Source organism: Pseudomonas schmalbachii (assembly GCF_017589465.1).
GTDB classification, from domain to species: Bacteria; Pseudomonadota; Gammaproteobacteria; order Pseudomonadales; family Pseudomonadaceae; genus Pseudomonas; species Pseudomonas schmalbachii.
In genome coordinates this window covers 665,123-686,474 of record NZ_JAELYA010000002.1, presented here as the reverse complement: position 1 = coordinate 686,474, position 21,352 = coordinate 665,123, and the positions used below count along the sequence as shown (strand labels likewise).

The 21,352-nt window shown below is 66.0% G+C and carries 20 protein-coding genes and 2 pseudogenes; 11 read left to right on the top strand and 11 right to left on the bottom strand.

All coding sequences use genetic code 11. The features are described from left to right. Positions 1-144: 144 nt before the first annotated feature. The 6 genes from JFY56_RS08620 (at position 145) to lhpI (ending at position 6,422) form a co-directional block, all read left to right on the top strand. Positions 145-1,278, top strand: coding sequence for a branched-chain amino acid ABC transporter substrate-binding protein (locus JFY56_RS08620; protein ID WP_208313115.1), 1,134 nt, complete (start codon positions 145-147; stop codon positions 1,276-1,278). Between the two features lie 224 nt (positions 1,279-1,502). Further along, positions 1,503-2,417 carry a high-affinity branched-chain amino acid ABC transporter permease LivH gene (gene livH / locus JFY56_RS08615; RefSeq protein ID WP_208313114.1) on the top strand — a complete coding sequence of 305 codons (915 nt, stop codon included), beginning with the start codon at positions 1,503-1,505 and terminating at the stop codon, positions 2,415-2,417. A gap of 14 nt (positions 2,418-2,431) precedes the next feature. After that, complete coding sequence (livM, locus tag JFY56_RS08610; RefSeq protein ID WP_208313252.1) at positions 2,432-3,736, top strand: high-affinity branched-chain amino acid ABC transporter permease LivM; 1,305 nt, start codon at positions 2,432-2,434, stop codon at positions 3,734-3,736. Next, entirely contained in the window at positions 3,733-4,617 is an 885-nt protein-coding gene (locus JFY56_RS08605; RefSeq protein ID WP_208313113.1) for an ABC transporter ATP-binding protein, read from the top strand. The genes livM and JFY56_RS08605 overlap by 4 nt, the downstream gene beginning before the upstream one ends. Further along, on the top strand, positions 4,614-5,330 hold the full coding sequence (locus tag JFY56_RS08600; RefSeq protein ID WP_208313112.1) for an ABC transporter ATP-binding protein: 717 nt from the start codon (positions 4,614-4,616) through the stop codon (positions 5,328-5,330). The genes JFY56_RS08605 and JFY56_RS08600 overlap by 4 nt, the downstream gene beginning before the upstream one ends. A gap of 168 nt (positions 5,331-5,498) precedes the next feature. Continuing rightward, a complete protein-coding gene (gene lhpI / locus JFY56_RS08595) occupies positions 5,499-6,422 on the top strand; it encodes a bifunctional Delta(1)-pyrroline-2-carboxylate/Delta(1)-piperideine-2-carboxylate reductase (RefSeq protein ID WP_208313111.1) in 924 nt (307 codons plus the stop codon). Between the two features lie 523 nt (positions 6,423-6,945). Here lhpI and JFY56_RS08590 read toward each other — a convergent pair. After that, the gene (locus JFY56_RS08590; protein WP_408004387.1) at positions 6,946-7,491 is read right to left on the bottom strand and encodes an NUDIX hydrolase; all 546 of its coding nucleotides are present in this window, start codon (positions 7,489-7,491) and stop codon (positions 6,946-6,948) included. Further along, positions 7,491-8,561 carry a DUF2333 family protein gene (locus JFY56_RS08585; protein WP_208313110.1) on the bottom strand — a complete coding sequence of 357 codons (1,071 nt, stop codon included), beginning with the start codon at positions 8,559-8,561 and terminating at the stop codon, positions 7,491-7,493. The genes JFY56_RS08590 and JFY56_RS08585 overlap by 1 nt, the downstream gene beginning before the upstream one ends. 1,714 nt (positions 8,562-10,275) lie before the next feature. On the opposite strand from JFY56_RS08585, the pseudogene JFY56_RS24725 reads away from it, so the two are divergent. Further along, positions 10,276-10,800, top strand: a pseudogene (locus JFY56_RS24725) (methyl-accepting chemotaxis protein); the annotation flags it as partial. On the opposite strand, the gene JFY56_RS24510 reads toward JFY56_RS24725, so the two are convergent. From JFY56_RS24510 to ccoG, 3 genes and pseudogenes are all read right to left on the bottom strand, one after another. After that, positions 10,797-10,925: a hypothetical protein gene (locus JFY56_RS24510; RefSeq protein WP_268968845.1), complete on the bottom strand. Its 129-nt coding sequence runs from the start codon at positions 10,923-10,925 to the stop codon at positions 10,797-10,799. The pseudogene JFY56_RS24725 and the gene JFY56_RS24510 sit on opposite strands and share 4 nt — an antisense overlap. Before the next feature lie 215 nt (positions 10,926-11,140). Continuing rightward, a complete protein-coding gene (gene mapR, locus JFY56_RS08575) occupies positions 11,141-12,550 on the bottom strand; it encodes a GntR family transcriptional regulator MpaR (RefSeq protein WP_208313249.1) in 1,410 nt (469 codons plus the stop codon). Positions 12,551-12,624: 74 nt separating this feature from the next. Then, positions 12,625-14,263: pseudogene (gene ccoG, locus JFY56_RS08570) on the bottom strand (cytochrome c oxidase accessory protein CcoG). Here ccoG and JFY56_RS08565 point away from each other — a divergent pair. The 3 genes from JFY56_RS08565 (at position 14,200) to JFY56_RS08555 (ending at position 16,480) form a co-directional block, all read left to right on the top strand. Beyond that, positions 14,200-14,496 carry a DUF934 domain-containing protein gene (locus tag JFY56_RS08565; protein WP_208313247.1) on the top strand — a complete coding sequence of 99 codons (297 nt, stop codon included), beginning with the start codon at positions 14,200-14,202 and terminating at the stop codon, positions 14,494-14,496. The pseudogene ccoG and the gene JFY56_RS08565 sit on opposite strands and share 64 nt — an antisense overlap. A gap of 168 nt (positions 14,497-14,664) precedes the next feature. Continuing rightward, a complete protein-coding gene (locus JFY56_RS08560) occupies positions 14,665-15,549 on the top strand; it encodes a sugar nucleotide-binding protein (protein ID WP_208313107.1) in 885 nt (294 codons plus the stop codon). Next, positions 15,542-16,480, top strand: a complete 939-nt coding sequence (locus tag JFY56_RS08555) for an NAD-dependent epimerase/dehydratase family protein (RefSeq protein WP_208313106.1) — start codon at positions 15,542-15,544, stop codon at positions 16,478-16,480. Before JFY56_RS08560 ends, JFY56_RS08555 begins: the two co-directional genes overlap by 8 nt. Here JFY56_RS08555 and JFY56_RS08550 read toward each other — a convergent pair whose 3' ends face one another. From JFY56_RS08550 to JFY56_RS08525, 6 genes are all read right to left on the bottom strand, one after another. After that, complete coding sequence (locus JFY56_RS08550; RefSeq protein ID WP_208313105.1) at positions 16,481-16,837, bottom strand: SirB2 family protein; 357 nt, start codon at positions 16,835-16,837, stop codon at positions 16,481-16,483. It abuts the gene before it with no gap. Positions 16,838-16,902: 65 nt separating this feature from the next. Continuing rightward, positions 16,903-17,604 (bottom strand): OmpW/AlkL family protein, encoded by a 702-nt coding sequence (locus JFY56_RS08545; protein WP_208313104.1) that lies wholly within the window; start codon positions 17,602-17,604, stop codon positions 16,903-16,905. Positions 17,605-17,723: 119 nt separating this feature from the next. Next, positions 17,724-18,245 (bottom strand): DUF3299 domain-containing protein, encoded by a 522-nt coding sequence (locus JFY56_RS08540; RefSeq protein WP_208313103.1) that lies wholly within the window; start codon positions 18,243-18,245, stop codon positions 17,724-17,726. Between the two features lie 11 nt (positions 18,246-18,256). After that, entirely contained in the window at positions 18,257-19,522 is a 1,266-nt protein-coding gene (locus JFY56_RS08535; RefSeq protein WP_208313102.1) for an ABC transporter permease, read from the bottom strand. Between the two features lies 1 nt (position 19,523). Then, a complete protein-coding gene (locus JFY56_RS08530) occupies positions 19,524-20,231 on the bottom strand; it encodes an ABC transporter ATP-binding protein (RefSeq protein WP_208313101.1) in 708 nt (235 codons plus the stop codon). Positions 20,232-20,239: 8 nt separating this feature from the next. Beyond that, on the bottom strand, positions 20,240-20,788 hold the full coding sequence (locus tag JFY56_RS08525; RefSeq protein WP_208313100.1) for a DUF2796 domain-containing protein: 549 nt from the start codon (positions 20,786-20,788) through the stop codon (positions 20,240-20,242). A 128-nt stretch (positions 20,789-20,916) separates the two neighbouring features. Between JFY56_RS08525 and JFY56_RS08520 the strand changes: the two genes are divergently transcribed. Continuing rightward, positions 20,917-21,270: a hypothetical protein gene (locus JFY56_RS08520; protein ID WP_208313099.1), complete on the top strand. Its 354-nt coding sequence runs from the start codon at positions 20,917-20,919 to the stop codon at positions 21,268-21,270. Positions 21,271-21,352: the final 82 nt, after the last annotated feature.

Below are 21,352 nucleotides of genomic sequence, written 5' to 3'. Positions count from 1 at the left end.
ATAATAACGGAAAGGAGGGCTAGAGTTTTGGTGGCATGCCTGTGCACTACAAGAACGAATGGCACGCCGCTTGCTCACGCTACTTGTCGTTGCGCAAGTAGTCGTTTCAGCGCCATCACAAAAACCCTCAGGAGCAAAACTCCCATGTCGAAGACGATTTTCAGAAAAGGCTTTCTGGCTCTGGCGGTAACCTCCGCAATGAGCGTCTCTTCTCTTGCAATGGCGGACGTTGTCATCGGGGTCGCCGGCCCGCACACCGGGGCGAGCGCGTCCTTCGGCGAGCAGTACTGGCGTGGGGCGACCCAGGCTGCGGACGACATCAACGCCGCCGGTGGCATCAACGGGGAAAAGATCAAGCTGGTGAAGGCTGACGATGCCTGCGAACCCAAGCAGGCCGTGGCCGTCGCCAACCGCCTGGTGGACCAGGACAAGGCCATCGCCGTGGTCGGGCACTTCTGCTCGTCCAACACCATTCCCGCCTCCGAGGTCTACGACGAGGCCGGCATCATCACCGTGACCCCCGGCTCGACCAACCCGAAAGTCACCGAGCGCGGCCTGACCGGCATGTTCCGCATGTGCGGCCGTGACGACCAGCAGGGCATCATCGCCGGCAACTACATCGTCAACGTGCTGAAGGCGAAGAAGGTCGCGGTCATCCACGACAAGGACACCTACGGCCAGGGCCTGGCCGACGCGACCAAGGCGCAGCTGAACAAGCTCGGCGTCAAGGAAGTGCTCTACGAGGGCCTGACCCGTGGCGAGAAGGACTTCAACGCCCTGGTCACCAAGATCCGTGCGACCGGCGCGGAAGTGGTGTTCTTCGGCGGCCTGCACCCGGAAGCCGGCCCGCTGGTACGGCAGATGCGCGAGCAGGGCCTGACCGCCGTGTTCTTCTCGGATGACGGCATCGTCACCGACGAACTGGTCACCACCGCCGGCGGCCCGCAGTACACCAAGGACGTGCTGATGACCTTCGGCGCCGACCCGCGCCTGATCCCGGACGGCAAGGCCATCGTGGAGAAATTCCGCGCCAGCGGCTTCGAGCCGGAAGGCTACACCCTGTATGCCTACGCCTCGGTGCAGGTGCTCGCCGCAGCCTTCAACGGCGCCGGCAAGAACGATCCGCAGGCCGCCGCCAAGTGGCTGCATGGCAACCCGGTGCAGACCGTGATGGGCAAGAAGGAGTTCGACCAGAAGGGCGACCTGAAGGTCTCCGACTACGTGGTCTACAAGTGGGACGACAAGGGCAAGTACCACCAGTTGGAGCAGCAGAACTAAGCGCGTGGTCGCCGGTTCATGAGCGGCCGCGTGCCGGCGCCATCTCCATCGGCGCCGGTTCCGCCCGCGTTTGAACGGGCCCCGAGCCTCACGCCTGACCTGCCGGCGGCGCCACGAGCGGTGCCGGCAATCCCCGCAGGTCGTCGGTCGCATGGCTCCGGTCACGAGCCGGCCAGCCAGCGCGCCGTCAGCCTTTCCTGCCCTGTTTGCGCGAGTACCCAATCGTGGACGGTATCTTCTTCCAGCAAATGATCAACGGGCTGACCCTCGGGTCGGTCTATGGCCTGATCGCCATCGGTTACACGATGGTCTACGGCATCATCGGCATGATCAACTTCGCCCATGGCGAGGTGTACATGATCTCCGCCTACCTCTCGGCCATCGCCCTGGCGCTGCTGGCCTTCTTCGGACTCGAATCCTTCCCGCTGCTGATCCTCGGCACGCTGGTGTTCACCATCGTCATCACCGGGGTCTACGGCTGGACCATCGAACGCATCGCCTACAAGCCGCTGCGCAACTCGACGCGCCTGGCGCCGCTGATCTCCGCCATCGGCATGTCGCTGATCCTGCAGAACTACGTGCAGCTCAGCCAGGGCGCACGCCAGCAGGGCGTGCCCACGCTGCTCGACGGCGCCTTCCGGCTGCATATCGGCGAAGGCTTCGTGCAGCTCACCTACACCAAGGTCTTCATCCTGGTGGCGGCCTTCATCGGCATGGCCGTGCTCACCTACGTGATCCAGTACACCCGGCTCGGCCGCATGTGCCGCGCCACCCAGCAGGATCGCAAGATGGCGTCGATCCTCGGCATCAACACCGACCGGGTGATCTCCTACGTGTTCGTCATCGGCGCCTCCATGGCGGCGCTGGCGGGCGTGCTGATCACCATGAACTACGGCACCTTCGACTTCTATGCCGGCTTCGTCATCGGCATCAAGGCGTTCACCGCCGCGGTGCTCGGCGGCATCGGCTCGCTGCCCGGAGCGATGCTCGGCGGGCTGATTCTCGGGGTCGCCGAGGCGCAGTTCTCCGGCATGGTCAACACTGACTTCAAGGACGTGTTCTCCTTCTCCCTGCTGGTGCTGATCCTGATCTTCCGGCCGCAAGGACTCCTGGGTCGTCCCCAGGTAGCGAAGGTGTGAGCATGAGTGCAGTGATGCAAGAGCCGACCCGCTCACAGGCGGCCGCACCGACCCGGGGCTTCGACATGAAAAAGATCCTGCTGGACACCGTCCTTGCCGGGCTGATCGCGCTGATCGTGTTCGGCCCGATCGTCGGCGTGGTGCTCGATGGCTACGGCTTCAACCTGCACATCGACCGCCTGGTCTGGATCATCGGCGCGGTGATGGCGGGGCGCTTCCTGCTCAGCCTGTTCCTGCAGACCAGGTCCGGTGTCGCCCTCCTCGAACGCTTCGAGACCTCAGACTCCGGCATCAGCGTGCTGCCCCACGACTACAAGTCGCGGCTGCGCTGGATCATCCCGCTGATTCTGGTCGCCGCGGTGATCTTCCCGTTCTTCGCCAGCAAGTACCTGCTCACCGTGGTCATCCTTGGCCTGATCTACGTGCTGCTCGGCCTCGGCCTGAACATCGTGGTCGGTCTCGCCGGCCTGCTCGACCTCGGCTACGTGGCCTTCTACGCCATCGGCGCCTACGGCCTGGCGCTGGGCTACCACTACCTCGGCCTGGGCTTCTGGACGTTGCTGCCGCTGTCGGCATTGCTGGCTGCGTTCTCCGGCGCGCTGCTGGGGTTCCCGGTGTTACGGATGCACGGCGATTACCTGGCGATCGTGACCCTTGGTTTCGGCGAGATCATTCGCCTGGTGCTGAACAACTGGCTGTCCTTTACCGGCGGGCCGAACGGCATGTCCGTGCCTGCACCGACCTTCATGGGGCTGGAGTTCGGCCGCCGGGCGAAGGAGGGCGGCGTTCCGTTCCACGAGTTCTTCGGCATCGAATACAACCAGAACTTCAAGTTCCTGTTCATCTACATCGTGCTGTTCCTGGTGGTGATCGCTGTCCTCTACATCAAGCACCGCCTGACCCGCATGCCGGTCGGCCGCGCCTGGGAAGCGCTGCGCGAGGATGAGGTGGCGTGCCGCTCCATGGGCCTCAACCACGTGCTGGTCAAGCTCTCGGCGTTCATGCTCGGCGCCTCCACCGCCGGCCTCGCTGGGGTGTTCTTCGCCACCTACCAGGGCTTCGTCAACCCGTCGTCGTTCACCTTCTTCGAGTCGGCGCTGATCCTCGCCATCGTCGTGCTCGGCGGCATGGGCTCGACGGTCGGCGTGGTGATCGCCGCCTTCGTCCTCACCGTCGCCCCGGAACTGCTGCGCACCTTCGCCGACTACCGCGTGCTGCTGTTCGGCATGCTCATGGTGCTGATGATGATCTGGCGACCGCGCGGGCTGATCCGCATCAACCGTAGTGGCTTCGCCACCCGCAAGGGGGTGGCGCCATGAGTGACCCACGCACCGATAAAATACTCAGCGTCGAACACCTGATGATGCATTTCGGCGGCATCAAGGCGCTCAACGACGTCAACCTGGACGTCGAGCGCCACTCGATCACCGCCCTGATCGGCCCCAACGGCGCCGGCAAGACCACCGTGTTCAACTGCCTGACCGGCTTCTACAAGGCCACCGGCGGGCGCATCGAACTCAACACCCAGGGCAAGTCCATCGATGTGATCAAGGTGCTCGGCGAGCCTTTCCGCAGCGCCGACTTCGTCAACCCGGCGCAGTTCGGCAGCCGCCTGTACTACAAGATGTTCGGCGGCACCCATCTGGTGAACCGCTCGGGCCTGGCGCGGACCTTCCAGAACATCCGCCTGTTCCGCGAAATGTCGGTGGTGGAAAACCTGCTGGTGGCGCAGCACATGTGGGTCAACCGCAATCTGCTCGCCGGCGTCCTCAACACCCCCGGCTACCGCCGCGCCGAGAACGAGGCGCTGGACCATGCCTTCTACTGGCTGGAAGTGGTCGACCTGGTGGACTGCGCCAACCGCCTGGCCGGCGAAATGTCCTACGGCCAGCAGCGCCGTCTGGAAATCGCCCGCGCCATGTGCACGCGCCCGGAAATCATCTGCCTGGACGAACCCGCCGCCGGCCTCAACCCGGCGGAAACCCAGGCGCTGAGCCGGATCATCCGCTACCTGCGCGACCACCACGGGATCACCGTGCTGCTGATCGAGCACGACATGGGCATGGTGATGAACATCTCCGACCACATCATCGTGCTCGACCACGGCGACGTGATCGCCCGGGGCAACCCGGCGGAAATCCGCAACGACGAGAAAGTGATCGCCGCCTATCTCGGCGCAGAAGAAGAGGACCTTGCATGACCGCGCCGATGTTGGAATTCCGTGATGTCGATGTGTTCTACGGACCGATCCAGGCGCTGAAGAAGGTGTCCCTGCAGGTCAACGAAGGCGAGACGGTGGCGCTGATCGGCGCCAACGGCGCCGGCAAGTCCACGCTGCTGATGTCGATCTTCGGCCAGCCGCGCGCGGCCGCGGGGAATATCTTCTTCAGGGGCCAGGACATCCGGCAGAAGTCTGCGCACTACGTCGCCTCCAACGGCATCGCCCAGTCCCCGGAAGGGCGTCGGGTGTTCCCCGACATGAGCGTCGAGGAAAACCTGCTGATGGGCACCATTCCCATCGGCATGGACCATGCCCAGGAGGACATGCAGCGCATGTTCGACCTGTTCCCGCGCCTCAAGGAGCGGCGCAACCAGCGCGCCATGACCATGTCCGGCGGCGAGCAGCAGATGCTCGCCATCGCCCGCGCGCTGATGAGCCGGCCGAAGCTGCTGCTGCTCGACGAACCGTCCCTCGGGCTGGCGCCGATCGTGGTCAAGCAGATCTTCCAGACCCTGCGCGAACTGGCGAAGAGCGGCATGACGCTGTTCCTCGTCGAGCAGAACGCCAACCATGCGCTGAAGCTGTCCGACCGTGGCTACGTGATGGTCAACGGGCAGATCCGCATGAGCGGCAGCGGAGCGGAACTGCTGGGTAACCAGGAAGTGCGCGACGCGTATCTGGGTGGGCATTGATGCTGGCTCCATTCCCCTCACCCCAGCCCTTTCCCGGTGGGAGAGGGGGCTACACGGAGTAGCGGGTAATTGCGGAGCTCCGCCTCACACCGAACGATTCCCTCTCCCTCTGGGAGAGGGTTAGGGTGAGGGGCTCTTGGCCGCCTCCACTTGCTCAGGAACATCCCCATGCACGACCTGCGTTTCCTCACCAACGCCGACGTAGCCGCACGTCTGGCTTATCCACAACTGATCGAAGCCCTGCGCGCCGGCCTGGCCGGGCCGTGCGAGGCGCCGGTGCGTGGCTGCCACGTGCTGCCGGAGAACGCCTCGCTGCTGACCATGCCGGTCTGGCGGCCGGGGCAGGATATCGGCGTCAAGCTGGTCACCGTGTTCCCCGGCAACGGCGCACGCAACCTGCCGGCGGTGGCCGCGCTGTTCTGCCTGTTCGATGGCGAGAACGGCCGTCCGCTGGCGATGCTGGAAGCCTCCGAACTCACCGCCCGGCGCACCGCCTGCACTTCGGCGCTGGCGGCGGACTACCTGGCACGCAAGGACGCCCGGCGCCTGTTGATCGTCGGTAGCGGCACCCTCGCCGCGCACATGGTCCGCGCCCACAGCGTGGTGCGCGAATACACCAACATCGCCATCTGGGGCCGCCAGCCGGACAAGGTTGCGGCACTGGTCGAGCGGCTGGTCGCAGAGGGCTATCCGGTACGCGCCTGCTCCGATCTGCGCGAAGGCGTCGGGCTGGCCGACACCGTCACCTGCGTCACCACCTCCCGAGAACCTATCGTGCTAGGCGAATGGCTGCGGCCGGGCGTGCATCTCGACCTGGTCGGCGCCTTCCTGCCGAGCATGCGCGAGACCGACAACGAAGTGGTGCGCCGCGCCCGCATCGTCGTCGATACCCGCGAAGGCGCGCTGGAAGAGGCCGGCGACCTGCTGATCCCGATGGCCGAGGGAGTGATTGGCGAGGCAGATATCCACAGCGAACTGCGGGACCTGCTGCAGGGCAACGGGCACCGCCAGAAGGAAGACGAGATCACCCTGTTCAAATCCGTCGGCTACGCCCTGGAAGACCTCATCGCCGCCCGCCTGCTGGTCTCGTAGGTTGGCGCTGAGCTTGCGAAGCCCAACGTCGAGCGGGGAATGTTGGGCTTCGCTGCGCTCAGCACCAACCTACGGAACCTCCTCCGGTTGGGGCCGTAGGATGGATTGATGTTGGTTCCCGGAGTTTTCCAGCGAATCTGTGGGCGTTGCTGTGGATAAGATGGGAGGCAAACGCTGGAGGACTCATCGTGCGGGCTTTCCGGAGGATCGGGTGTTTTTTGAACGGTGGATTTTTGCTCTGTATAAACAACCAGTTAGCCTTTCGCGCGACTGTGGATAAGACGCGAAGGGTTATTCCCGGATTCTGTTGGAAGGGCTGTGGATAAGCTTGGGAAGGATTCTGCAGTGGCAGTGATGGCAGGGGTTTCAGAGGGGTGAGCGTTTTTTGCTCAGCGGATGCCCCCTCACCCTAACCCTCTCCCGGAGGGAGAGGGGACTGCCTGGCGTTGCAGGATGGCACGGTGCATCAGCCCGCTCCGAACGGCCCCCTCTCCCTCCGGGAGAGGGCTGGGGTGAGGGCAGCTCAACCCCCCTCTGACCCCAGATACCGCCTCAACGCCTCCAGCGAGTCCGGACAATACGGCACACCCGAATCAGCCTCGGCTACCGCTTCGCGCGGATCGATGAAGCGCGCCTCGATCACCTCTTCCGGTTGCAGCCGCAGCGGCCCGTCCCACACCGCGGAGAACACCGCGCACCACAGGCGGTTGCCCGGCCCGTCGAAGAAGAAGGTGCCGTGGTCGCGCAGCGGCACGCCGGCCACGCCCAGCTCTTCCTCCAGCTCACGCTCGGCGGACAGCGCGTAGCTCTCGTCCACCAGCACCATGCCGCCGGCGGCCGGGTCCCAGTAGCCGGGATAGAGCGCCTTGCTCAGGGTGCGCCGGTGCACGCACAGATCACCAGCGCTGTTGAACAGCAGGATGAAGCTGCCACGGCCGATCAGCCCGCGCTCGCGCAGTTCGGCGCGCGGCAGGCTGCCGAGCAACTGGTCCTGTTCGTCGACCCAGGCGATGTTTTCGGCATCCGAGGCGGCGCGGTGCGCCGCCTCCTTGTCGCTGATCCCGTCCATCAGCCCTGCGCCAGCAGTTGACGGAGGTCGATGATCGCGGCGTTGGCGCGGGAGATGTAGTTGGCCATCACCAGCGAGTGGTTGGCCAGCACGCCGAAGCCGCTGCCATTGAGCACCATCGGGCTCCACAGCGGGTCCTGGGCGGCCTCCAGCTCGCGGATGATCTGCCGCACGCTGACCGTGGCGTTCTTCTTCGCCAGCACGTCGGCGAAGTCGACCTCGATGGCGCGCAGCAGGTGCGACAGCGCCCAGGCCTGGCCGCGGGCTTCATAGAACACGTTGTCGATCTGCAGCCAGGGGGTTTCCTGAATCTCTTCCTCGACCTTCGGCGCCTCGCCCGGAGCGAGCTGTGCCTGCGCCTTGATGTTGGTGTTCAGCTTGACCCGGCCGACACTGGCGGACAGCCGCTGCGACAGCGAACCCAGGCGGGTGGCGACGTCGCCCAGCCAGTTGTTCAGGTTGTCGGCGCGGGCGTAGAACTGCGCGCCGGGCTGGTTCGGGTCGGCCAGGCGAGCCAGGTAGCGGTCCAGCGACTTGATGCCTTCCTGGTACTCCGACTCGGAAGCCGGCAGCGCCCAGCTCTTGTTGTCGAAGTTGAAGCGCGGTTCGGCGCGTGCCAGGTCGGCATCTTCGGTGGACTGCGACTGCGAGCGGGCGAAGTCCTTGCGCATGGCACGGGTGAGGTCGCGGATCTGCACCAGCACGCCGTATTCCCAGCTCGGCATGTTGTCCAGCCACAGGCCCGGCGGGAAGATGTCGTTGTTGATGTAGCCGCCCGGCTTGTTCAGCAGGGTGCTGGAGACTTCCTTGAGGGTTTCCACCGTGGTGTAGCCGACCACCATCTGCCGGCCGGCCTGTTCGGCGGCAGCCTGGGCGTTCTGCTGAACCGGGAACAGGTCGGGCTCCTGGCTCCAGTACCAGCCGATCGCCCCGGCGACCAGCAGGTAGGCGCCGAGCAGCCCACCAATCACGCGGCTCAGCCAGGGGCCGCCGAAGTAGGCACGCACATCGTCCACAGAATCGTCGACGCGATCGCGCACGGAGCCGCCGCGTTTCTTCCAGTCCCACATGGCAAATTCCTTAGCATTTCGAAAACGGAGAGTATGGACCTCTGGCAGCTCCGGGGGTTGCTTCCGTCGCTGCGCTCCATACGTCTAAGCATGCCCCAGTCGGAGCGGCATGGGCAGTCCAACAGTAGTATGAGGCCGGCAAACCCTCCCGGCCGTTCTGCCTGCGCTGCTCTGGCGCACGGTTTGCGGCCGGATGCTGGCCGCCTGTCACCATGCTGTAACCGAACCGCAATAACCTCCCGCCTCGCCGTTATGCCGTCGGTCGAGACCCGCCATGCGCCTGAAGCTGCTGACCAACCTGAATACCTTCCTCCTGCTGCTCGTCTGCGTCGCCCTGGGCGCCACGCTGTGGTGGTCGCAGCGCGCCATGGAGCGCCCGTTCGCCATGCTCGACCGTTATCTGGAGCTGTCGCGCAGCTTCGACGAGCAGGTGGCGCGCAATGTCCAGGATTACCTTGGCAGCGGCGACGCCTTGCGCCTGACCGCCGCGCAGCAGGCCATCGACGGCCTGGCCGGCGCGCTGCCGGAACTGCCCGCCAGCCTGACCGGTAACCTCGGCTCCAGCCTGGAGGAACTGCGCAGCTTCGCCGATGGCGAACTGCTCGGCGCCGGCAAGCTGGCCGGCGATCCGCAGGGTTTGCTGCTGCAGGCCGAGCGCGATATCGGCGGGGTGCTGGAGCAACTCGCCGCCTACGCCGATGCCGCGCAGAACCCGGCGGCGGCCGACTATCGTGCGCCGCTGCTGCAGGCCGGCCTGCACCTGGCGCGTCTCGCCCATGCCCGCGCCAAGCTGGTGGAGAGCGGCAATCCGGCACTGGCCGACGATATCCAGCGCGAGCTGGCCAGCCTGCGCCAGTCCGCCGAACGCCTCGACGGCCTGCCCGATCTTGGCGTACTGGAGGAACAGTCCTCGGCATCCGATGATTTCGCTGCATTGATGGGGCTGAATACCGAGGCCACCGAACGGCAGGGCGTTGATCGCGGCATCGCCCTCAAGCGCGACCTGGGCAGCCTGCTGCGGCGCTATCCCGACGAACTGGCGCGTACCCGCCAGTTGATCGAACAGCGCCGGCAACTGGCGCAAACCACCGGCGAACGCCTGGACGCGGTACGTGGCGCACTCGCCGCGCTGGAGCCGCAGGTGCGCGGCGAGCGTGCGCGCATCCAGCAGCAGGTGCGGGTGATGCAGGGCGCGCTGATCGTGCTGATCCTGCTTGGCGCACTGACCATCGATACCCTGCAACGGCGCCTGGCGCGGGTGCTCGGGCGGCTGGTGCCGCTGCTGTCGAACTGGGCGCGGGGCGACTTCAGCCAGGCCGTCGCGCTGGATACGCGCACCCGCGATCTGCTGGAGATCCAGGATTCGCTGAATCACCTGCGCAGCTTCCTCGACGGCCTGGTCGGCACCATCCACCAACGTGCCGAACAGGTCGCCGACAGCAGCCGCACCCTCGCCGAACTCAGCGGCGGCCTGCATGCCAGCGCCGAGCGGCAGGACGGCGATACCCGGCAGATCCGCGATGCGCTGGGCGACATGGAGGCGGCGATCCGCCAGGTGGCCGACGATGCCAGCCAGACCGCCGCGGCCAGTCAGTCTGCCGGTCTGGCGGTCGACCAGGGCCAGCAGGTGATCGGCGCCAGCCTTGCCGGGTTGCGCGCGCTGGCCGAGGAGGTGCGGGTCAATGCGCAGTCCATCGAAAGCCTGGCGGAGGAGTCGGCGACCATCGGCAATGTGCTGGGGGTGATCCGCTCCATCGCCGAACAGACCAACCTGCTGGCGCTTAACGCCGCCATTGAGGCCGCCCGTGCCGGCGAACAGGGCAGGGGTTTCGCGGTGGTCGCCGAAGAGGTGCGCTCGCTGGCCCTGCGCACGGCCGACGCCACCGGGGAAATCCAGCGGCTCACCGAACGCCTGCAGCAGGCGGCGCGCCAGTCGGTGGAGGCGATGCGCAGCCAGGTCGAGCACGCCGAGCTGACCGCCAGCCAGGCCGGCGCCGCCGAGGGGGCATTGGACGAGGTAGTGGCGGCGATCCGCAGCATCGCCACGATGGCCGAACGCATCGCCGATGGCTCGGCGCAGCAGAGCGGCGCGGTCAGCGATATCCGCTCGCACAGCGAACGCATTCATGCGTTGGGAAGTGAAAACCTGCGACTGATCGGCTCAGGCCGCAGCGAGGGCGAACGCCTGCTGGAACTGGGCGACGCGCTGCATACGGCGGTACGCGCGTTTCGCGTCTAGGCCAGCCAGTCGTCGCCGCGCTTCTCCGGTGCGGCGGCGCCATGGCGGATATACCAGCGTACGCCGACGTGCACGCCGAGGGCGGCCAGCACAGTGAGGATGATCTGCAGGCTTTCCGTATCCATAGGCGCTTCTCCGCAGCGCAATCCGTAGGAGCGAGCTCCGCTTCGCTACGTAGGTTGGTGCTGAACGAAGTGAAGCCCAACATTTGCCGAGCCGTTGCACCGTTGGGCTTCGCAAGCTCAGCGCCAACCTACGAACGGCAGGCGCTCGGCACACTCTATCGCTGCGTCAACCTGTCGCACAGATACAGTTTGTAAACGGATGTCCGCCGCGGCGCTCACAGGGAGTGGATGATCCTTCCCAGCGTCTCCATCGCCTGCTCGCTGCGGGCGTTCCACGGATGCCCGTAGTTGAGCCGCAGGCAGTGGCCGAAGCGCCGGGTGGCGGAGAAGATCGGCCCGGGCGCGATGCTGATGCCCTGCGCCAGCGCCAACTGGAATAGCCTCAGCGCGTCGATGCGTTCCGGCAGTTCCAGCCAGAGGAAGTAGCCGCCGCTCGGCCGGGTGACCCGGGTGTCCTCCGGGAAATGCCGGGCCACGGCGGCGAGCATGGCGTTCTGCTGGCTTTCCAGGGCATGCCGCAGCTTGCGCAGATGACGGTCGTAGCCACCGTGCTGCAGGTAGTCGGCGATAGCCGCCTGCGCCGGGATCGAGGCGGACAGGCTGGTCATCAGCTTCAGCCGTTCGATCTGTCCGCTGAAGCGCCCGCCGGCCACCCAGCCGACCCGGTAGCCCGGCGCCAGGCTCTTGGAGAAGGAGCTGCAGTGCATCACCAGCCCTTCGCTGTCGTAGGCCTTCACCGGCTTCGGCGCGTGCTGGGCGAAGTACAGCTCGGCGTAGACGTCGTCCTCGATCAGCGGCACCTGATGCTGCGCCAGCAGGGCGGCGAGGGCGCGTTTCTTGTCCTCGCTCATGCTGGCGCCGAGCGGGTTCTGGAAGTTGCTCATGAACCAGCAGGCCTTCACCGGCAGGCGCGCCATGCTGTCGGCCAGCGCATCGAGATCGATGCCTTCGCGCGGGTGTACCGGGATTTCCACCGCCTTCAGCTTCAGCCGCTCCAGCACCTGCAGGGTGGCGTAGAAGGCCGGCGCCTCGATGGCTACCAGATCGCCGGGCTGGGTCACCACCTGCAGGCACAGGTTGAGCGCCTCCAGCGCACCGTTGCTGACCACCAGTTCCTCCACAGCCAGCGGCATGCCGGCGACCATGTAGCGCAGGGCGATCTGCCGGCGCAGGGCGTGGCTGCCGGGCGTCATGTCGGCGACCACCGCGCGTGGGTCCATGTCACGCATGGCGTGGGCCATGGAGCGTGCCAGGCGCGGCAGGGGGAACAGCTCCGGCGCCGGGAAGGCCGACCCGAAGGGCACGGTGTCCGGGTCCTTGATCGAGCCGAGCACCGAGAACACCAGTTCGCTGACGTCCACCTCGGTGGTCTGCGCCTGCTGGCGGGCGATCTCCGGCTCGGCCAGCGCGCGCTTCACGTGCTCGCGGACGAAGTAGCCGGAACGCGCGCGGGCGACGATCAGCCCGCGGTCCTCCAGCAGGTAGTAGGCCTGGAATACGGTGGAGGCGCTGACCCCGTAGGTGCGGCTGGCGTGCCGCACCGAGGGGACTTTCTGCCCGGGGGCGAGCACGCCGCTGCGGATCAGCCCGGCGATCTCGTCGGCGAATTTCTCGTAGCGCTTCATCTTGTCCTGCGGTGCGGATGGATCGCTGAACTCTAAGCGCTGCGGGACGTTGCCGCCATGCCGGGCGTTCATGCTCAGCGCCTCGGTGAGACGAAGGTGCTGGGAGCGTCCACCTGCTGTGCGCCGTCGTCCGTGCGCACGCGGAAGTGCAGCGGCACCGAGCCACCTTGGCTGGTCGCAGCAAGCTGCGCCACCGATACGGCGAAGTCGCGGATTTCCCCCGGCGCCAGGCGCTGTTCCAGCTCGCCCTGCAGGCGATAGCCGGCGCCGTCGGCGAGAGTCAGTTGGTAGTGCTGCGGCTGCTGGGTCTTGTTGATCAGCTTGAGGTTGTAGACGTTCTCGATCTCGCCGGCGGCGTTCTCGCGGAACAGGCCGCGGTCGCGGGCCACGTCGAGGTTGATCAGCGGGCGGGCATCCAGCGCCCAGACGAAAGCGCCGATCATCACCAGCAGCACCGCCGCGTAACCGACCAGCCGTGGCCGCCAGAGGTTCGTCCGGCCGCCTTCGAGCGCGCGTTCCGAGGTGTAGCGCACCAGGCCGCGGGCATAGCCCATCCTGTCCATCACCGAGTCGCAGGCGTCGACGCAGGCGGCGCAGCCGATGCAGGCGATCTGCAGGCCGTCGCGGATGTCGATACCGGTCGGGCAGACCTGCACGCACTGCTGGCAGTCGATGCAGTCGCCGAGGCCGAGTGCCTTCGGATCGGCGTCCTTCTTCCGCGCGCCACGGGATTCGCCACGGGCGGCGTCGTAGGAAATGACCAGGGTGTCCTTGTCGAACATCACGCTCTGGAAGCGCGAGTACGGGCACATGTGGATGCACACTTGCTCACGCAGCCAGCCGGCGTTGGCGTAGGTGGCGGCAGCGAAGAAGGCCACCCAGAAGGTGCTTTCCAGGTCGAGGCTGGAGCTGAACAGGTCGGCCACCAGCGGGCGCACCGGGGTGAAATAGCCGACGAAGGTGATCGCCGTTGCCAGGCTGACCAGCAGCCACAGCCCGTGCTTGGCGCCCTTGCGCAGGAGTTTCCCGGCGCTGGCCGGGGCCTTGTCGAGCTTCATGCGCTGGTTGCGGTCGCCTTCGGTGATCTGTTCGCACCACATGAAGATCCACGTCCACACGCTCTGCGGGCAGGTGTAGCCGCACCAGACGCGGCCGGCGAACACCGTGATGAAGAACAGGCCGAAGGCGGCGATGATCAGGATCGCCGACAACAGGATCAGGTCCTGCGGCCAGAAGGTCGCGCCGAAGATGTAGAAGCGGCGCTCCGGCAGGTCCCATAGCACGGCCTGGCGGCCGTTCCATTGCAGCCAGAGGGTACCGAAGAACAGCAGGAACAATGCGGCGCCACCGAGGCGACGGAGGTTGCGGAACAGTCCGGTAAAGCGCTTGGTGTAGATCGGCGGGCTGACCGCGGACAGAACCTTGGCGGGTTTGCTGGGTGCGACCTCGATGACGGTCGCGGGGATTCTTTCACTCATAGTCATGGCCCATCAGGCAGGAGAGGCGCCGCGACTATAGGAATCGCCCTGTTTGCAAAACAGATTCAGATCGGCCGGCAAAAACCATATCAGATGCTCGAAACGGGCTGGATGCCGTGCTGATGCCGCCTGATCGACGGCGAGGCGCGCTGCGTGGCCGCCGATCCCTGGATGTTGCTGCGCGAGGTGGGTGAGGAACTGCCCTGTGGACAACTGATCCTGCCGCTGTCGGCATGGCTGCTCGCTGGCGACGGCCGTCGGCACGGCGTGTGGCTGGCGCCGGAGGATGATGTGGAAGTGCTGCGCGATCAGTTGAGCCATATGCGGCAATGCGGTTTCGATGCTTTCGCCGTGCGCGAGGACAAGAGCGTGGAGGATGCGCTCAAGGGATTGGCGGGGTTGAGCGTGCTCTACGGCCGCTCGGTGATCGAGCCGCGGCCGCTGTTCCGCCGGCGCACGACGGGCTAAACGGTTGCTCTCCGGGGTGTCGGGTCGCGCCCGATGCCGCCTGCGACGCAGGATTCGTCCGACCGGCACGCTTGACGCTGTGCCGGTGCACAGGAAGAATGCAGGAAATATTGCCGGCATATTCTAAAGTCCGGTTGTGACCCACCGATTTCGAGTGCCCCCCTTACGATGCGAATGCGCCTGATGCTGTTGGGTGGTGGTAGTGCCCTTGGACAGGCGCTGATCCGCCTGGGAGCCGAGGAAGACATCGGCTTCCTTGCACCCAGGCCGCCGGAACAGGGCTGGGATACCGCCAGTCTGACGCTGCTGCTGGACGAGACCCGTCCGGACGCCGTGATCAATCTCGGCTACTACTTCGACTGGTTCCAGGCCGAGTCCGTCAGCGACGAACGCCTGGCCCGCCAGGAGCGCGCCGTGGAGCGCCTCGCCGAACTTTGCCAGCACCATGACATCCTGCTGGTGCATCCTTCCAGCTACCGCGTCTTCGACGGCACCCGCGCCACCGCCTACAGCGAGAAGGACGAGCCCAATCCGCTCGGCCCGCGCGGTCACGCGCTGTGGCGCATGGAGCAGCGTGTCCGTTCGACCTGCCCGCGGCATGTGCTGCTGCGCTTCGGCTGGCTGCTCGACGACAGCGCCGACGGCATTCTCGGGCGCTTCCTGCGACGGGCCGAAACCGAGCACACGATGCTGCTGGCCGATGACCGGCGCGGCAATCCGACCCCGGTGGACGACGCCGCACGGGTGATCCTCTCAGTGCTCAAGCAGCTGGACTGCCAGGCGCCGCTGTGGGGGACCTACCACTACGGTGGTCTGGAAGCCACCACCACCATCGCCCTGGGCCAGGTCATCCTCGCCGAAGCCCGCGCTTTCCGTGGCCTCACCGTGCAGGAGCCGAGCCCGCAGGCGCACGCCGAGCGCCCGGATACCCACGAGGAACCGCAGCACGCGGTGCTCGCCTGCAAGAAGATTCTCCACACTTTCGGCATCAAGCCGCGCGCCTGGCGCGCCGCGCTGCCGACACTACTGGACCGCTACTATCGTCATGGCTGACATCACTCCCTCTTCGGCAAAACCGATCCTCATCACCGGCGGCGCCGGCTTCATCGGCTCGCATCTGGCCGATGCCTTGCTGGCGCAGGGTTTCAAGGTGCGGGTGCTGGACAACCTGTCCACCGGCAAGCGCGAGAATCTGCCGGCGGCGGTGGAGCTGCTCGAAGGCGATGTCGCCGACGCCGCTCGCCTGCGCGAGGCGGTGAAAGGCTGCCAGGCGGTGGCGCATCTGGCCGCCGTGGCTTCGGTGCAGGCTTCGGTGGATGACCCGGTGGCGACCCACCAGAGCAACTTCATCGGCACCCTCAATCTGTGCGAGGCCATGCGTGAAGAGGGCATCCAGCGCGTGCTGTTCGCCTCCAGCGCGGCGGTCTACGGGCAGAACGGCCAGGGCGCCGCGATCGACGAAGACACGCCCAAGGCGCCGCTGACGCCCTATGCGTCGGACAAGCTGTCCAGCGAGCACTACCTCGATTTCTATCGCCGCCAGCATGGCCTGGAGCCGGCGATCTTCCGCTTCTTCAATGTCTACGGCCCGCGCCAGGACCCGTCTTCGCCCTATTCCGGGGTGATCAGCATCTTCACCCAGCGTGCCCAGAATGGGCTGCCGATCACCGTGTTCGGCGATGGCGAGCAGACCCGCGACTTCATCTACGTGGGCGATCTGGTGAAGCTGCTGGTGCAGGCGCTGACCGCGAGCCAGGTGGCGGACGGCGCAGTCAATGTCGGTCTGAATCGCACCACCAGCCTGAACCAGTTGCTGGCCAGCGTCTCCGAACTGCTCGGCGGCCTGCCGCCAGTCACCTATGCCGATGCGCGGCCGGGGGATATCCGCCACTCGCGGGCGAACAACGCGCGGTTGCTGGCGCATTACCGGCTCGACGAGCCGACAGCGCTGACGACCGGTCTGGCCCGCCTGCTGGGACGCTGATCACCACCAGGGCTTCTGCAGCGCAAGGAAGAAGATGCCGCCCAGCGCACCGAGGCTGAGGGCGCTGAACAGGGCCTTGCGCGCATGCAGATCGGTGCGGATCGCCATGGCGGCGAAGCCGATATAGAGCAGCAACAGGCCGATCTTGCCCTGCAGCCATATCGGCAACGGCCAGGGCATGGCCAGATGCACCAGCCCCAGTGCGCTGAGCAGCAGCAGGGTGTCGACCAGATGCGGCGCCCAGCGCTGCCAACCCTGGGTTCGCCGTCCCCGCCAGCTCAACCCCAGCCGCCAGAGGAACAGCAGGCTGCTGACGACGGCGAGACTGATGTGCAGGTGCTTCAACCAGAGGTACATGCCTTTCTCCGTATGAACATGAAAAAAGCGCCCGAAGGCGCTTTTTTCACATGGCTTGGTGGCTATCAGAACTTATAGCCGAAACCGACCATGTAGACCCAGGGGTCGACGTCCACATCGACCTTGGTTTTCTGTACGCGCAGAGCGGTCGGGCCGTTGACACTGGCTTTGGTGTCGATGTCCATGTACCAGACCGCCATGTTGAACAGGGCGTGTTCGTTGAGCATGTAGTCGAAGCCCAGTTCACCGGCCAGACCCCAGGAGTCCTGCAGCTTCAGGTTGCTGAAGCCCTGGTCTTTGCGAGCGCTGCTCAGGTCTTCGTCGAAGAAGGTGGTGTAGTTGACGCCGACGCCGGCGTAGGGCTGGAAGGGATTCTTGGTGCCGCCCATCGGGTAGTACTGCAGCAGCACGGTCGGCGGCAGTTGCTTGATGTCGGCCAGCTTGCCGTCGAGCCCAGGAATACCGGTGAAATTGCTGACGCCTTTGACGTTCACCTGATGCTGGAACGGAGTGGCGGCAACCAATTCAACACCGATCTGATCGGTGACCAGATAGCTGAAGGTCAGGCCCAGTTGGGTATCACTGTCGACGGTGGCTTTGGTTCCGCCGGCCTTGGCGCCATCGAGCTTCAGCGCGGAGCTGTCATCGTTCGGGTCTACGGTGGCGAAACCGCCACGTACGATGAAATCTCCAGCCTGGTGTGCCTGGGCGAGAGGCGCGGCGATGGCGAGGGAAAGGGCGGATGCAGCGAGCCAGAAGGTGCGCATGTTGGACTCCATGATTTTAGAATAAGCATTGGCAGCCGTCATGCTAAAGAGCGTGGTTCCTGGCCTTTTGATTCAACTCAATAAAGTCCCTTCGGAAAATACTGAAATAGGTCGTAGTCCTATTCCTGGTCTGAGTAGTCGTAGGGTTTGATGGCGTTCGACTGCAACTGATAGCCCGCTTCGGCCAGATCGCTCTCCATCGCTTCCACCTTCAGGCGGCCTTCGACCCAGAACGGCTGGTACAGGTCGTCCATCTTCAGGCCCTTGGCGCCGTGCACGTAGACGATCTGGTTGGCCGGTGGCGGCGGGACGTGGATGCAGGCACCGTAGTAGGGCACCAGCAGGAACTGGCTGACCATCCCCTTGTCGTCGACCTCCAGCGGTACGACGTAGCCGGGCAGCTTCACCTCCAGACCGTCCAGTTCCTTGACCACCGGCGCGCGCACCGGCTGCTGCCGCGCCGCCGGGCCGCTTTCGGCGCTCAGGGCGTCGGCCAGTTGCGACAGGTCGTGCAGCGCGACCGGCGGTGGAGGAGGCGGGGCGCCCTTGGGGATCAGCTCCGACCAGCTCAACTCCCGTGGAGAGGCGCCCCAGGCAAGGGAAACGATGAGCGTCAGCAACAGTGCGACGAAAAGGCGCATCAGGGATTTCCTCAGAGTCGGACGGACAGGCCATCGGCCAGCGATTGCCGGTAGGCGCGCCACGCCGGTACGCAGCCCATCAGCAGCCCGGCGATCAGGATGCCGGCGAGCAGCGACCATTCATAGGTCGTCGGCGCCGCCAGGGGCAGGTCGATCCCGTAGTTGCCTTGCACATAGTCGCGGCCGACGGCGATGCCTAAATAAAGGAGGCCGAGCCCGATCGTCACGCCGGCCAGCGCCAGGGCGAAGGCTTCCGCCACCAGCAGGCTGAAGATATGCCAGGGTCGCGCGCCCGCCGAGCGCAGGATGGCCATTTCCCGCCGGCGCTCGTTGAGGCTGGTGAGGATGGCGGTGAGCATGCCGATCAGCCCGGTCAGCACGACGAACAGAGAAACCACGAACAGCGCCTTTTCCGCCGTGCCCATCAGGCTCCAGAGTTCCTGCAGGGCCACACCGGGCAGGATCGCCAGCAGCGGCTCGCCCTCGTACTCGTTGATCTGTCGCTGCAGGGCGAAGGTGGCGACCTTGCTTTTCAGGCCGAGCAGGAAGGCGGTGATGGCCCTGGGCTGCAGATCCATGCCGCGCGCCTGTTCCGCGCTGATCCGGCCGTCACCGTGGGCCGGCGCGCCGTTCTTCCAGTCGACGTGCAGGGCCTCCATGCCCTGTAGGGAAATGTGCAGCGTGCGATCCACCGGCGTGCCGGTGCGTTCGAGGATGCCGACCACGGTGAAGGGCTTGTCGTCGTGCTGCGTCAGGCTGATGGTGCTGACGCCGTGAGCCAGCACGATGCGATCGCCGAGCTGGTAATGCAGCGCCTTGGCCACTTCGGCGCCGAGCACCACGTCGAACAGGTCCTGGCCGAACGGACGCCCTTCCGCCAGCTTCAGCGGCTTGCCGCGGCCATAGCGGTAGTGCTCGAAATAGCCGCTGTCGGTGCCCATCACCCGGTAGCCGCGATGCGAGTCGCCCAGGGAGATCGGGATCGCCCACTTCACCAGCGGGCTGCCGGTCACGGTCCGGTAGCTCTCCCAGCGGATGTTGTTGGTCGCGTTGCCGATGCGGAATACCGAGTAGAGCAGCAGGTTGACCGAGCCGGAGCGTGCGCCGACCACCAGGTCGGTGCCGGAAATGGTGCTGGCGAAGCTGGCTCGGGCTTCCGTACGCACCCGTTCCACCGCCAGCAGCAGGCAGGCGGAGAGGGCGATGGCGAAGACCGTGAGCAGGGCGGTGAAGCGGCGGTTGGACAGGCTGGCCAGGGCCAGGCGCAACAGATACATCTCAGATCCCCGGGGCAGTGGCGGCGCGGTTGAGTTCGGCGAGCGACAGGCTGCGGTCGAACAGCTTCGCCAGGCTCTGGTCGTGGCTGACGAACAGCAGGCTGGCGCCGGCCGCGCGGCATTCGGCGAACAGCAGTTGCAGGAAGGCTTCGCGGGCGTCGGCGTCCAGCGCGGAGGTCGGCTCGTCGGCGATCACCAGTTCCGGCTGGCCGATCAGTGCGCGGGCGGCGGCGACCCGCTGCTGCTGGCCGATCGACAGGCTGTCGGCACGGCGTCCGATCAGCGCGGCATCGCCGAGACCCAGATGGCCGAGCAGCATCCCCGCAGCCTGCGCCACACTGCCGTGGCGCGCCCTGGCCCGCTCGGCGCGGGTGCGGGAGAAATGGCAGGGCAACTCGACGTTCTCCCGCACCGAGAGGAATGGCAGCAGGTTGAACTGCTGGAAGATGTAGCCGGTGTGGTCGACGCGGAAGTGGTCGCGGCGCGCCGCGGAGAGCCGGGTGATGTCCTCGCCGAGCAGGCGGATGCTGCCGCGCTGCGGCTTCTGCACGCCGCCGAGCAGGCCGAGGAGGGTGGTCTTGCCGCTGCCGGAGGGGCCCTTGAGGAACAGCGTTTCGCCGCGCTGCAGGCGGAATTCCGGGATATCCAGCAGTTCCGCCTGGCCGGGCCAGGCGAAGCCGAGGTCGTCGATCTCGATCAGTGCGTTCATGGGCTGGATCAGAATTCGAGGATGCTGCTGGCCGCGCTCAGGTCGCCGCCTTTCTGGCCTTGCGGGCCGATCACCTGCGACTGGATCTTGTGCATGCCGGGGAAGCTCTTGAACAGCGGCGCGAGATCCACCTGGGTGACGGCGCCGGGGTTGCTGCAGGTCAGCCGGTAATGGGCGTGGATATCGCTGTGCTCGTGCTCGTGTTCGTCATGCTCGTCGGCATCCGGGGCATCGCCGAACAGCGGGCTGTGCAGCTCGACTTCGCTGACGCCGCAGCCGGCCGCGGCGGGCAGGGCGATCAATTCCAGCGGCTTGCCCAGTTGCGCCTGCACCTGCACCACGCGGGCCTTGTCGGCTGCGCTGCTGGCTGCGTGCTCGAAGCCCACCAGGTTCATCGCCGGGCTTTCCAGTTCGAGTTCCAGGGTGTTGCCGTCGAGGGCCGCGTTCAGTTGGGCGACACCGTGCTCGTGCTTGCCGAGGCTGCCGTGCTGGTGTTCATCGTGGGCGTGGGCGGAAACCAAAGGCATCAGGGCCAGGGCGAGCAGCAGGGGGCGCATGGGGAGCTCCAGTCGGATCATGTTTTGTTACGTTATAACAAAGTTGATGGCGAAAGCCAGAGCGTTCTGTTCGATTGGCGGCAAGCGCGACCCGTGGGAGCATTGGGGATCGCGGGAGGAGAACGGACATGCGAATTCGCGGAATGATTGGTGACTGGCCGGTGGACCTGACCGTGGAGCTGGATGCGTCGGACTGGCAGCGACTGGCTGGCGTGCGGCAGCCGCAGGCGGGGAGTGGTGTTGCAGAGTCGGCGGCCGCGTTGACGGCAAGCCCGGCCGATCAGCTCTGGCTGGCCGCGCAGGACCTGCTGCGCCGGGCCGGATCGAGCGAGGGGCCGCAACTGCTCGATGAGCTGGAAGCGCTGGCCGGCAGCGTCGGTGGCGCCAAGGGGTTGTTGGTGCGTCTGCGCCATAACCCCCATGTGAAGGTGGAGGTGCGGGAGGGGACTCAGGTGTTTATCTGGGACGAGAATCTGGCCTGATTGCCTGATTGTTGGGCTTCACTGCGTTCAGCGCCAACCTACGTGTAGGTTGGTGCTGAGCTTGCGAAGCCCAACACCTGAG